The sequence below is a fragment of the Myroides oncorhynchi genome (assembly GCF_020905415.1).
In the GTDB taxonomy this organism is placed as follows: Bacteria; Bacteroidota; Bacteroidia; order Flavobacteriales; family Flavobacteriaceae; genus Flavobacterium; species Flavobacterium oncorhynchi_A.
Genome location: NZ_JAJJMP010000001.1, coordinates 327,521 through 339,892, shown reverse-complemented (window position 1 = coordinate 339,892; position 12,372 = coordinate 327,521). Strand labels below are relative to the sequence as shown.

Here is a 12,372-nt window from a genome sequence, read left to right as displayed (position 1 = left end):
AACAATTTTGTATCGGATTTTTAAAAAAAGCTCCTATATTTGCACCCGCAATAAGGAATTGAAATAATGACTCGATAGCTCAGTTGGTAGAGCACAACACTTTTAATGTTGGGGTCCTGGGTTCGAGCCCCAGTCGGGTCACTATAAGACTTAAAGTTTTACTTTCAAAATTGCAGACTCGATAGCTCAGTTGGTAGAGCACAACACTTTTAATGTTGGGGTCCTGGGTTCGAGCCCCAGTCGGGTCACAAAGAATAAGACATACAAGATATCATTTAGAAATAAATTGACTCGATAGCTCAGTTGGTAGAGCACAACACTTTTAATGTTGGGGTCCTGGGTTCGAGCCCCAGTCGGGTCACAAGAATAAAAGATCTATTTCGAATAATGATATCTGACTCGATAGCTCAGTTGGTAGAGCACAACACTTTTAATGTTGGGGTCCTGGGTTCGAGCCCCAGTCGGGTCACAAAGCTATCCTTTTAGGATGGCTTTTTTTTGCTCTTTATGTAATTTAGTTTAAAAGCTTTACTTTTATAGAGAGTATTGGTGTTTGACAATACTATATTGGGCCATGTGGAGGAATTGGTAGACTCGCCATCTTGAGGGGGTGGTGTCGCAAGACGTATGGGTTCGAATCCCATTTTGGTCACATAATCTTAAATTGAAGATAAAGTATATGGATGATCACTGTAGAGTGGTCATTTTTAGTTTAGTATTACTTAAGGTAAACTAGTTATAAAAAAGAAGAGCTGTCATCTACTAGTAGTGACAGCTCTTTTTTTTACTCTTGATTTGTTTCATCGCTATTTTCGTCTTTTTTCTTAGATGGCCCCATCATTAAGAATAGAGCAATAACTAATCCAACACACACTAGTCCAAATATGATAATCATAAATGTACCATTGTTAAAATTGTAAAGAGGTAGATTTTGCAAAGTCATAATATGTTTATTTTTGTTATTTTAACACTAAAGTATAGAATATATTTAACATTTAAAATGATAATTGTCATCTTATTCGTGTGCTCAAATAAGCAATCTAGGTTCAGAAGCCTAGATTGCTCATTTTTACGGTATGTAGTGAATATTAGAGGATAAAAAAAAATGTTTTTTATTTGATTATTTACTCTGTGAAGTGATCTTTATTTTTTTAAATTCCATATTATCATTCTATTAATAAACTATAAGAGTCTAAGTATTCAAATTAATCATAGGTACATTAATTCTACTACGTGAAGAAATTTAGAAAGTAAAATAAAATATAAGGGGGGTAGTAGAAATAATATGTTTATAATTAGTATAATTGTAAAGTGTTGAAAGTTAATGTTTTTTATATCACTTAGACTAATCTTTTAGGTCAATTGTTTTTTTTAAATTCGATTTAGATATCAGTAGTGTATTCTAAGTACTTTTATGCTGTTTTGGTTTGAGTGAGTCCATAGTGAGTCCATTAAAAAGTTCGTTTTAATGGAGTCACTATGGACTTATAATGTTGCCACTATACTATCATATAAAACAACATTAGTAGAAATTGCTAAAAGTGGTCTTTTTCCTTTAGGAAAGGTATGTCATCCTTGTTCGGATTAATATCAATGATTTCTAAATTTAGAGATAAAATAGAAAGATAAATATATGGAGTTTAATTATAATAAATAGAAAGTGAATGACTAAAGTTAAGATAGACTTTTTAGCCGTAAGTGAGCTATGTCTATTTTTGCTTATAAGGAGTACTAATAGGTCTGAAAAGAGAAGTCTTTATTTGTATTTGATACCCTATATTCTCTAAGATTAGAGGTGTGAAGAAAGATAAGGTCTAATGAAGGGATGAACAAATAGAAATATATATAATTTTTTAAGTCGCTATTTGTTCATTTCGTGAAGGTTATGATAGGTGTGGTTTTTTATTGAAGAAAAAGAATATTAGAAGTTTGTGAGAAATAAAAAATGGGTTACCTTTGCATAGCAATTGAGAAACGTATAGTTAATCAATGACTCGATAGCTCAGTTGGTAGAGCACAACACTTTTAATGTTGGGGTCCTGGGTTCGAGCCCCAGTCGGGTCACAAAAAAAGCAGAGTTTATATAAACTCTGCTTTTTTTATACCTTAAAATAATTGAATCAATCAACTATTTTATTTTATTAAGTGTATTACCTAAAGGTAAGTTCATTTTAGTTGTTAATGCTGATAATTCTTTAATAGAGAATTGACCAGTTATAATCATTACGATATTCTCTTTATTATCATTAGCAGCTTCATTGAACATCAGAAGTTTGCTGACATTATTAGAAGAACCATTCTGATCTACATAGATGGTTACTGTTGATTCACTATCTTTATTGTTTGACAATTCTTTTAGAGAAGCAGAGCTCACATATTTAGAAACAGCAGATTTCATGTCTGCTTTTACTGCATTAGAAGAAGTATTAAATACTTTTAATGAAGTTAATTTCTTAATTAAGTTAAGATATGCTTTCTCTTCATCATTGCTAGCTTCAACTTTAACATTAGCCATCATCTCAAACATTTTTTGATTGACAACTACACTATTTACTTGTTTGTTTTTCTCAAAAGCGGCAAACTCTTCTTGAGCCATTGCAATATTGGGAGTACTTAAAGTAAATAAAAATATGAATATTGTTTTTATAATATTGTTCATGGTGTTACTTTGTTTGATTAGACTTAAGACCTTTATTAAGATCACTAGACAATTGATTAAGTAGCTTTTGACATTCTTGATATGCTACTTCTGGACTGCTGTAAGTACCATACTCGGTTTGTTTTACAGTAGGTAATGTCTTCTTTTTAGTAGGCATAGCGATAAAGGCAATCACTGCTCCTAGTATTAAAATCCCAAAGAAAAATAAGGTTTTAATAGATGTTTTTTTCTTCATTTATAGTTATCTATAGGTACAAACATAATATAAAAGTAAATAAGTTTTTGATTAATTCCTATGCTTTACTGTAAATAGTCGTTTATGATAATGTTATATGTTGTGTAGATGTCTAATGGGATTTGTGTTTTTATTGTTTATTATTATTCTATTTTTGTAAGATAACCAATAGTGAAATTATGAAAAACTGGAAGTTCTATTCTATTTGTTTTTTTGTTGTAAGTGGATTTGTTTCTTGTAAGAAAGAGAAAGAGGAGATCACTGTCTCTTCTCAGACAGTCAATAGTATCGAGTATGCACAGGGATTATCCATTAGAGATTATGGACAATATACTGTGGTGGATGTGAAGCAAGCTTGGGTAGGAGCAGATAGAACGTTTAAATATGTACTATATAAAGAGTCTGCGGGCGCTATACCAGATTCGCTAAAGACACTACCTGCTGTAAAAGTACCTATCGCATCTATCGCGGTGACTTCTACTACACATCTACCTTCATTAGTTATATTAGAAGAAGAGCATACGCTTAAGGGGTTTCCAGGGCTTAACTATGTGTCTTCGCCTTCTATCCGTAAGGCTATAGATGAGGGACAGGTTAAGGAATTAGGACAGAATGAACAGTTAAATACAGAGTTAGTATTAGACATGAGTCCTAATGCTATTGTAGCTTTTGCGATGGATGGGTTTAATGCTGCGTTAAATACATTAGCTAAAAGTGGTATACCAGTTATTTATAATGGGGACTGGGTAGAACAGAGTCCACTGGGGAAAGCAGAATGGATTAAACTATTCGGAGCTTTATATGGAAAAGAGAAAGAAGCAAAGTTATTCTTTGAAAAGGTAGTAAATGACTATAACCAAGCGCTAGCTTTAGTGAAAGATGTGAAGAACTATCCTACTGTAATGAGTGGTGCGATGTATCAAGACGTGTGGTATACTCCACAAGGACAGAGCTGGATGGCAGTGTACTTCAGAGATGCTAAGGCGGATTATCTATGGAAAGATACTGAGGGGACAGGGAGTCTGTCGCTATCTTATGAGACTGTACTGGACAAGGCAGTAGATGCTTCGTTCTGGATTAACCCTGCTCAGTATGAGTCTTTAGGAGAATTAGAAAAAGCGAACCCACACTATACTAAGTTCAGTGCGTTTAAGCATAAGAATGTTTATTCGTTCGCCCCGCGTAAAGGAGCTACAGGAGGGAGTATATTCTATGAGTTAGGGCCTACAAGACCAGATTTGATTTTAAAGGATTTGATCTATATTCTTCATCCTGAGGTTTTAATGACTAACTATGTGCCTGTGTTTTTTGAACAGTTAAAATAAGTATGAATAAAAAGATAATTATAAGTAGTCTAGTCATTCTGCTAGGATTGTTGTTTATATTTAATATTTCTGTTGGGAGTATCCATATACCATTTGCTAAAATAGTAGAAGTACTTACTGGAGAAGTTGATGTAAAGGAGACTTGGCGCTATATTATTCTAAATTATAGATTGCCTAAAGCGATTGTAGCTGTGTTAGTAGGTGTGGCGTTATCTATTAGTGGGCTGCTCATGCAGACCTTGTTTAGAAACCCGATGGCAGAGAGCTATGTATTAGGAATTAGTTCTGGAGCTAGTTTAGGAGTAGCTATTTTAATCTTAGGGACAGCATTTCTACCTACTGCTTTTGTATCAGCATTTACGTCTTCTTATGGCATAGCGTTAGTATCAGTGTTAGGGAGTTTAGGTTTGTTATTTCTAGTGTTGTTAGTTTCTAATTCTGTACAAAATACAGTGACGGTGCTTATCGTCGGGCTGATGTTCGGTAGTTTTGCTAATGCAATCGTGAGTATATTGACCTATTTTAGTTCAGCGGAACAGTTAAAGCGTTTTGCCTTTTGGTCATTGGGTAGTTTGGGTAATGTGAGTTGGGATGTAATCATCTTATTTGCTATTGTTGTTTTTATGGGGATATTAGGGAGTTTATTATTAATACGCTCATTAGATGCGATGCTATTAGGAGATAATTATGCCTCATCTATGGGGGTGAATGTCAAGACCGCTCGCAATCTGATTATCTTAGTGACAAGTCTATTAGCAGGGGTGTCTACAGCGTTCGTAGGGCCTATTGCTTTTATAGGATTAGCTGTACCTCATATCGCTAGATTATTATTAAAGGTGAGTAGTCACCGTTATTTGATTATCAGCACAGCATTGTTAGGAGGAATATTAATGCTTATCTGTGATATGCTAACACAGATTAAAGGAGAACAGTTCTTACTGCCTATAAATGCTGTGACCTCTATCTTCGGAGCGCCTATCGTTATCTGGTTAATCCTTAGACGAAAAGTGCAGTAGGGGATAAGAGGCGTTGGATTATAGAAAAAAATATTAAAAAGTATAAGCATCTGTAGATTTGCTTTATCTTTGCCAGTTGTAAATAGTTACTATGAAATTTGAGTTATTACATACAGACGCAGCTTCGCGTGCACGTGCCGGGAAGATTACGCTTGATCACGGTGTTATAGAAACGCCAATTTTTATGCCAGTTGGAACTGTAGCTTCAGTTAAAGGAGTTCACCAACGTGAGTTAAAAGAAGAAGTTAATCCAGATATTATTCTTGGGAATACGTACCACCTGTACTTAAGACCTAAAATGGAGATTCTTAAGCAAGCAGGAGGATTACATAAGTTTATGAACTGGGATCGCAATATCTTAACAGATAGTGGAGGATTTCAAGTGTATTCTTTGTCTTCTAATAGAAAGATTAAAGAAGAGGGTGTAAAGTTTAAATCACATATCGATGGATCATACCATTTCTTCTCACCAGAGAGTGTGATGGAAGTACAGCGTACTATCGGAGCTGATATTATTATGGCTTTTGATGAGTGTACTCCTTATCCTTGTGATTATCATTATGCTAGAAGATCTATGCACCGTACACACAGATGGTTAGACAGATGTGTGGATCATTTTAATAAAGTGCCAGCGATGTATGGATATTCACAATCATTATTCCCTATCGTACAGGGAAGTACATTTAAAGATTTAAGAGAACAATCAGCAGAGTATATCGCTAATATCGGGGCAGAAGGTAACGCTATCGGAGGACTATCTGTAGGGGAACCAGCAGAGGAGATGTATGCGATGACTGAGTTGGTAACTAATATTTTGCCACAGGATAAGCCTCGTTATTTAATGGGTGTAGGTACTCCTATTAATATCTTAGAGAATATTGCTTTAGGAGTAGATATGTTTGACTGTGTAATGCCTACACGTAATGCACGTAATGGTATGTTATTTACAGCTCACGGATCTATGAATATGAAGAATAAGAAGTGGGAGGATGACTTCTCACCTATAGATGAAAATGGATATACTTGGGTAGATACAGAATATTCTAAGGCTTATTTACGTCACTTATTTGCAGCTAACGAATCTCTAGGAAAGCAAATCGCTACTATACACAACTTAGGTTTCTATTTATGGTTAGTACGCGAGGCTCGTCGTCAGATCTTGGCAGGTACTTTTACAGAATGGAAGAATAAGATGGTGAAACAAATGGATAACCGTCTATAGACCTTAATTAAAAAACATAAGAAGCATCTAATAGTAATTATATGAAAATTTTAGATTGGTATATACTTAAAAGGTACTTAGCAACATTCTTTGTATTGTTATTACTTTTTGTACCTATAGGGATCATTATTGATGTTTCTGAAAAAATAAACAAGATATTAGCCAATAAAGTTCCATTACCAGCAGTATTGGTGTATTATTTAGATTTTACAATCTATTTTGCTAATATGTTGTTTCCTATTATGCTATTTATTTCGATTATTTGGTTTACATCAAAGTTGGCAAATAATACTGAAATCGTAGCAATACTAAGTTCAGGTATTTCATTTACACGATTTTTAAGACCGTATATTGTTGGAGCTACATTTGTTTCAATTTTTGCTTTAATTATGTCTATTTTTATAGTTCCTGGTGCTAGTCAGGGGTTTAATGATTTTAGGTATAAATATATGAAGAGTGATGAAGTACGGGAGAGCCAGAATGTCTTTAGGCAGATTAGTCAGAATGAGTTTATCTATGTGAGTAACTTTAACTATAATTCTAAGACAGGGTATAACTTTTCTTATGAAGAATTTGATGGAAATAAGTTAGTTGCTAAGATGACTGCTAACAGAATTGTTTGGAATCCTGAGACTAGTACATATACGTTATTTGATTATTTTAGACGTGAGGTGGGTAAAAGTGAAGATACATTCGAAAAAGCAGAACAGAAAGAAATGAAGTTAGACTTCGAAATAGATGATTTAACGCCCGTAGTATACGCTGCTGAAACTATGCAGTTAGGTCCGTTAAAACGTTTTATTGAGAAAGAGCAGATGAGAGGGTCGTCTAATATTAATATCTATTTAGTTGTATTATATAAAAAGTATAGTGTTCCAGTTTCAGCATTTATTTTGACGATTATAGCAGTGTCTGTATCATCGATGAAAAGAAGAGGTGGGATGGGAATAAACTTAGCCATAGGTATTGCATTAGCATTTATTTATGTCTTTTTTGATAAGATATTTGGGACTCTAGCAGAAGCGTCTAGTATTCCACCACTAATAGCAGTATGGTTTCCTAATTTTGTATTTGGAATTTTAGCAATATTTTTACTTCGAAATGCTCGCAGATAATATAAAAAGTTACATATATCTCCATATAATCGTTTTTATATGGGGATTTACTGCTATTTTAGGGCAGTTAATTTCATTAGAAGCACTCCCTTTAGTATGGTATAGGATTCTAATAGCAGTGATTACATTATTAGTTTATTATTCTTTTACAAAACAGAGTGTAAAAGCTCCAAAGCATCGAATTATACAATTCTTAGGAGCAGGTGTTGTAATTGCTTTGCATTGGCTAACATTCTTCTTAGCCATAAAAGTATCTAATATCTCTATTACTTTAGCCTGTTTATCAACAGGAGCTTTCTTTGCATCTATATTAGAACCTATTTTTTTAAAAAGAAAAATAGTAGCCTACGAAGTGTTTTTTGGATTTATAGTTATTTGTGCTTTAACTCTTATTTTTAGTGTTAGTAGTGAATATATAGAAGGTATCTTATTAGCACTAATAGCTGCATGTTTATCAGCTATGTTTTCAATTATTAACAGCAAGTTGATTGTACATTCAGAAGCTCCTGTCATTACATTCTATGAGATGGCAGGTGGATTGTTAGTTTTGACATTGTTTCTGCTGTGTACAGGAGGGTTTACACCGTCTTTCTTTGAGGTAAGTGTAAGTGATTGGATGTGGTTATTACTTTTAGGGACTGTTTGTACTGCTTTTGCTTTTTTAGGATCAGTTTATGTTATGCGTCATTTAAGTCCATTTACTGTAATGCTGACGATAAATTTAGAGCCTCTATATGGTATATTATTAGCAGTAGCAATATTTAAAGATAGCGAAAAAATGACTCCAGAGTTTTATATTGGAGCATTATTAATATTGAGTACAGTAGTACTTAACGGAGTAGTAAAAAATAGAAAAAAGAGAAAACTTAGCCCAAGATAGCTATCTATCCGAGGATTGTTTTATCTTTGTCATTCGTAATTGAAACTAAAACTTAATCATAAATGGAATATTTAGATTTTGAACTTCCAATTAAAGAGCTTGAAGAACAGCTGAATAAATGTGCTTTGATCGGTGAAGAATCTGATGTTGATGTATCAGCAACTTGTAAGCAAATTGAGAAGAAATTAGAAGAAACTAAAAAGAATATATACAAAAACTTGTCTGCTTGGCAGAGAGTTCAATTGTCTAGACACCCTAATAGACCTTATACATTAGATTATATCAAGGCTTTATGTGGAGATACTTTTCTAGAGCTTTTTGGTGATAGAAATGTAAAAGATGACAAGGCTATGATAGGTGGTCTTGGTAAAATCGGTGATCAAAGTTTTATGTTCGTTGGACAACAAAAAGGTTTCAACACTAAAACAAGACAATACAGAAACTTCGGTATGGCTAATCCAGAAGGATATAGAAAAGCACTACGTCTAATGCACATGGCAGAGAAGTATAATATTCCGATTGTTACTTTAATCGATACCCCAGGTGCATATCCAGGATTAGAAGCAGAGGAAAGAGGACAAGGAGAAGCTATTGCTCGTAATATTTATGAAATGTTTCGTATTAAAGTGCCTATCATTTGTATTATTGTAGGTGAAGGCGCTTCAGGAGGAGCTTTAGGTATTGGTGTTGGTGATAGAGTAACGATGTTAGAAAATACATGGTATTCTGTTATCTCTCCTGAATCTTGTTCTTCTATTCTTTGGAGAAGTTGGGAACATAAAGAAAGAGCTGCTGATGCATTAAAACTAACTTCTTTTGATATGAAGAAGAATAAATTAGTAGACGATATTATTTCAGAACCATTAGGTGGAGCTCATACGAATAGAGAAGAGACTTTTGCTTCTGTTAGAAAATATATTGTAGATACTTATAGTACATTAACTAAGTTATCAACAGAGAAATTAATCGAAAAGCGCATGGAGAAATATTTCGAAATGGGTGAGTATAAAGACTAATTCTTTGTATATATAGAATTGAAAATCCGAGATACTATCTCGGATTTTTTTTTCACTATTTATAAGCTATATATTAACAAGTGAATTGTGTAAAATAGAATGGAGTTATTCTCAAAAAGAAGTAATTTAGCAATATGGAACAAGCAAAAGATTTTCGACCAAAACAATCTTTCCCTAGGGAGGTTGTATCTTTAGAGAAAGGAAAACTTCCTCCGCAAGCTCTTGATTTAGAGGAGGCTGTGTTGGGAGCTATGATGATTGATAAGAAGGGTATCGATGAGGTTATTGATATTCTACAGCCTGATGCATTTTATAGAGAAGCTCATAAAAATATATTCGAAGCTATTGATCAATTGTTTGTTAGTAATCAACCTATTGACTTATTAACTGTTTCTACACAATTGCGTAAGAATGGTAAGTTGGAACAAGTAGGAGGCGACTATTACTTAGTTAGTCTAACACAAAAGATAACTTCTTCTGCCCATATAGAGTTTCACTCTCGTATCATCTTACAGAAATTTATTCAACGTAGTTTGATTCGTATTTCTAACGAAATTATCGAAGATGCTTATGATGAGACTAGTGATGTATTCGATTTATTAGATAAAGCTGAGTCTCGTTTATACGAAGTGACTCAAGGAAATATTAAGAAGAGTTCTGAGACTGCTCAATCTTTGGTAGCACAAGCAAAGAAGAGAATTGAGGAGATAAGTACGAAAGAGGGTTTAAGCGGACTGGCAACAGGTTTCCATAAGCTGGATGAACTTACTTCAGGATGGCAACCGAGTGACTTGATTATTATAGCAGCTCGTCCAGGTATGGGTAAGACTGCATTTGTCTTATCGATGGCTAGAAATATTGCGATAGGGACAGGAGCTGGTGTAGCAGTATTTTCATTAGAGATGTCATCTGTACAGTTGATCACACGTCTTATTTCTTCTGAGACAGGATTGTCATCAGAGAAATTGCGTACAGGTAAATTAGAAACTCATGAGTGGGAACAGTTAAACGTTAAGGTTAAAGATCTTGAACGTGCGCCATTGTTTATCGATGATACACCTTCATTATCTATCTTTGATTTACGTGCAAAAGCACGTCGTTTAGCGTCTCAGCATGGGATTAAGTTAATCGTAATCGACTATTTGCAGTTAATGACAGCTGGTGGTAATTCTAAAGGAGGAGGTAACCGTGAGCAAGAGATTTCTACTATATCTAGAACACTAAAAGCATTGGCAAAAGAGTTGAATGTACCAGTTATTGCTTTATCTCAGTTGTCTCGTGCAGTAGAAACACGTGGAGCATCCAAGAGACCATTATTATCCGATCTTAGGGAATCTGGAGCGATTGAGCAAGATGCGGATATTGTATCGTTTATTTATCGACCAGAGTACTATAAAATAGAGGAGTGGGATGATGAAGAAAGAAGTCCTACGGCAGGAGAAGCAGAGTTTATCATCGCTAAACACAGAAATGGTGGATTAGATAATATACGTCTGAAGTTCTTAGGTAAGTTTGGTAAATTTGACAATCTAGATGATGATATGAGTGGGCTAAATGCTACCTTTTCTTCTGCAATGAATGAACAAGCAGGAGGGGATTATAGGCAGAATCTTGCGGGGTCTTTACCTCCAGGTGAGTCAGTATTTGGTTCTGGTCCGGATCAAGGATATCAGAGAGGGTTTCAAAACGATGATGATGTACCTTTTTAGAATAGAATTAAGATAGGTTATATAAAAAAGGACAACTATTCAAATTGAATAGTTGTCCTTTTTTATATAAATTAACTCCATTGTTATTTATTGTTCTGATGTAACTGCCATTGGCGCAACAGGCTTTTGATGTGTAGCTTTATTTATGGGCGCAATGTCAACTGTTTGGGCTTTAGGAATAAATCTTTTACTAGCAAACGCCCAGTTTAGGTGCTTAAAACAATTCTCTAGGTATGCTGTGATATCTTCTTCATAAGTTTGGTAGTAAGCGTGCTCCCATAAGTCAATTGCAATTAGAGGATACCCTCCATTTACTTCTGGCATTGTAGGACTATCGTTATTTGGTGTTGTTACTACTTGTATAACCCCATTTGCATTAACTATCCATAACCATCCTGATCCTATGATAGTATTACCTTTAGCTATAAACTCTTTTTGAAGATTAGCTATAGACCCAAATGCTTCGTTAATTGCGCTATTTAGGCTTTCACTTGGTTTAGTCTGTTCTAGAGGAGATAATGATTTCCAATATAAATTGTGATTGTAATATGCACCAGCAAGATTCTTTATTTTCGGTGAATTATTATCTATTCTCGCTACTAAATTTTGTATACTATCTCTTTCAAAAGGTGTACCATGCACAGCTGTATTTAGCTTATTGGCATAGTTTAAATGATGTTTTTCATAATGTGTATAAATATTATCGGGCTTTAATATCTCTGCAAAATCACTAAAAGTATATCCTAAACTTACCATTTCATAAGGACCTTGTTTAGTCTTTATAGAGGTAGGGTCTGGATAATTAGAGTTCTGTGTAGCGAATGATTCTCTCGCTGGTATTTGAACTTCAGTTAATTCATCTTTCTTACCACATGAAAATAGAAATAAGAAATTTAAACTGATTATTGCTATTAGAGGAAATTTAAGCTTTGCCATTATCTAGTATTTCTTTGGCTAGGTTGATATATTCTAGCATTGCTTGATCTTTTGATAAATGACTAACTTGGGTCCATGCATTAAATTTAAATGCGCGTTTAAGATCACTAGACATATCTTCGAAGTCTTGATGGCTTAACCCATTAGTCGCTTGTTTATAATAAGCGTATATACGCAACATAACGTCTTGAGGCAGATTTTTTGCCTCTTTAGATATACGTTCATACGCTTGTGTAAATTCTAATTCTAGATTACTCAT

General features: G+C 34.2%; 12 protein-coding genes and 6 tRNA genes. 13 read left to right on the top strand and 5 right to left on the bottom strand.

Annotated elements, in window-relative coordinates; translation table 11 throughout:
- Positions 1–68 precede the first annotated feature (68 nt).
- The 5 genes from LNQ81_RS01320 to LNQ81_RS01300 all read left to right on the top strand — a co-directional run bounded on the left by LNQ81_RS01320 (position 69) and on the right by LNQ81_RS01300 (position 652).
- Positions 69–141, top strand: a tRNA-Lys gene (locus tag LNQ81_RS01320).
- Positions 142–175: 34 nt separating this feature from the next.
- Positions 176–248: transfer RNA gene (locus tag LNQ81_RS01315), tRNA-Lys, on the top strand.
- 40 nt (positions 249–288) lie between these two features.
- Positions 289–361: transfer RNA gene (locus LNQ81_RS01310), tRNA-Lys, on the top strand.
- A gap of 35 nt (positions 362–396) precedes the next feature.
- Positions 397–469 (top strand) — tRNA-Lys (locus LNQ81_RS01305).
- Between the two features lie 101 nt (positions 470–570).
- Positions 571–652: transfer RNA gene (locus tag LNQ81_RS01300), tRNA-Leu, on the top strand.
- Between the two features lie 132 nt (positions 653–784).
- Here LNQ81_RS01300 and LNQ81_RS01295 read toward each other — a convergent pair.
- Positions 785–943 carry a hypothetical protein gene (locus LNQ81_RS01295; protein ID WP_229944364.1) on the bottom strand — a complete coding sequence of 53 codons (159 nt, stop codon included), beginning with the start codon at positions 941–943 and terminating at the stop codon, positions 785–787.
- A 1,048-nt stretch (positions 944–1,991) separates the two neighbouring features.
- Between LNQ81_RS01295 and LNQ81_RS01290 the strand changes: the two genes are divergently transcribed.
- Positions 1,992–2,064: transfer RNA gene (locus LNQ81_RS01290), tRNA-Lys, on the top strand.
- Between the two features lie 64 nt (positions 2,065–2,128).
- Here LNQ81_RS01290 and LNQ81_RS01285 read toward each other — a convergent pair.
- On the bottom strand, positions 2,129–2,659 hold the full coding sequence (locus tag LNQ81_RS01285; RefSeq protein ID WP_229944363.1) for a DUF4252 domain-containing protein: 531 nt from the start codon (positions 2,657–2,659) through the stop codon (positions 2,129–2,131).
- A 4-nt stretch (positions 2,660–2,663) separates the two neighbouring features.
- Complete coding sequence (locus tag LNQ81_RS01280; RefSeq protein WP_229944361.1) at positions 2,664–2,894, bottom strand: hypothetical protein; 231 nt, start codon at positions 2,892–2,894, stop codon at positions 2,664–2,666.
- A gap of 179 nt (positions 2,895–3,073) precedes the next feature.
- On the opposite strand from LNQ81_RS01280, the gene LNQ81_RS01275 reads away from it, so the two are divergent.
- The 7 genes from LNQ81_RS01275 (at position 3,074) to dnaB (ending at position 11,177) form a co-directional block, all read left to right on the top strand.
- Positions 3,074–4,219 carry an ABC transporter substrate-binding protein gene (locus LNQ81_RS01275; RefSeq protein WP_229944359.1) on the top strand — a complete coding sequence of 382 codons (1,146 nt, stop codon included), beginning with the start codon at positions 3,074–3,076 and terminating at the stop codon, positions 4,217–4,219.
- Positions 4,220–4,221: 2 nt separating this feature from the next.
- The gene (locus LNQ81_RS01270) at positions 4,222–5,235 is read left to right on the top strand and encodes a FecCD family ABC transporter permease (RefSeq protein WP_229944357.1); all 1,014 of its coding nucleotides are present in this window, start codon (positions 4,222–4,224) and stop codon (positions 5,233–5,235) included.
- Between the two features lie 91 nt (positions 5,236–5,326).
- Positions 5,327–6,457 carry a tRNA guanosine(34) transglycosylase Tgt gene (tgt, locus tag LNQ81_RS01265; RefSeq protein ID WP_121967121.1) on the top strand — a complete coding sequence of 377 codons (1,131 nt, stop codon included), beginning with the start codon at positions 5,327–5,329 and terminating at the stop codon, positions 6,455–6,457.
- Between the two features lie 41 nt (positions 6,458–6,498).
- A complete protein-coding gene (locus tag LNQ81_RS01260) occupies positions 6,499–7,572 on the top strand; it encodes an LptF/LptG family permease (protein ID WP_229944356.1) in 1,074 nt (357 codons plus the stop codon).
- Positions 7,559–8,452, top strand: coding sequence for a DMT family transporter (locus LNQ81_RS01255; protein WP_229944355.1), 894 nt, complete (start codon positions 7,559–7,561; stop codon positions 8,450–8,452). The genes LNQ81_RS01260 and LNQ81_RS01255 overlap by 14 nt, the downstream gene beginning before the upstream one ends.
- A gap of 62 nt (positions 8,453–8,514) precedes the next feature.
- Positions 8,515–9,468: an acetyl-CoA carboxylase carboxyltransferase subunit alpha gene (locus LNQ81_RS01250; RefSeq protein ID WP_229944354.1), complete on the top strand. Its 954-nt coding sequence runs from the start codon at positions 8,515–8,517 to the stop codon at positions 9,466–9,468.
- Between the two features lie 134 nt (positions 9,469–9,602).
- Positions 9,603–11,177 carry a replicative DNA helicase gene (dnaB, locus tag LNQ81_RS01245; protein ID WP_229944353.1) on the top strand — a complete coding sequence of 525 codons (1,575 nt, stop codon included), beginning with the start codon at positions 9,603–9,605 and terminating at the stop codon, positions 11,175–11,177.
- 87 nt (positions 11,178–11,264) lie between these two features.
- Here the strand turns inward: dnaB and LNQ81_RS01240 are convergent, their stop codons facing one another.
- Positions 11,265–12,113 (bottom strand): superoxide dismutase, encoded by an 849-nt coding sequence (locus LNQ81_RS01240; protein WP_229944352.1) that lies wholly within the window; start codon positions 12,111–12,113, stop codon positions 11,265–11,267.
- Positions 12,100–12,372 carry an acyl-CoA-binding protein gene (locus tag LNQ81_RS01235; protein ID WP_229944351.1) on the bottom strand — a complete coding sequence of 91 codons (273 nt, stop codon included), beginning with the start codon at positions 12,370–12,372 and terminating at the stop codon, positions 12,100–12,102. Before LNQ81_RS01235 ends, LNQ81_RS01240 begins: the two co-directional genes overlap by 14 nt.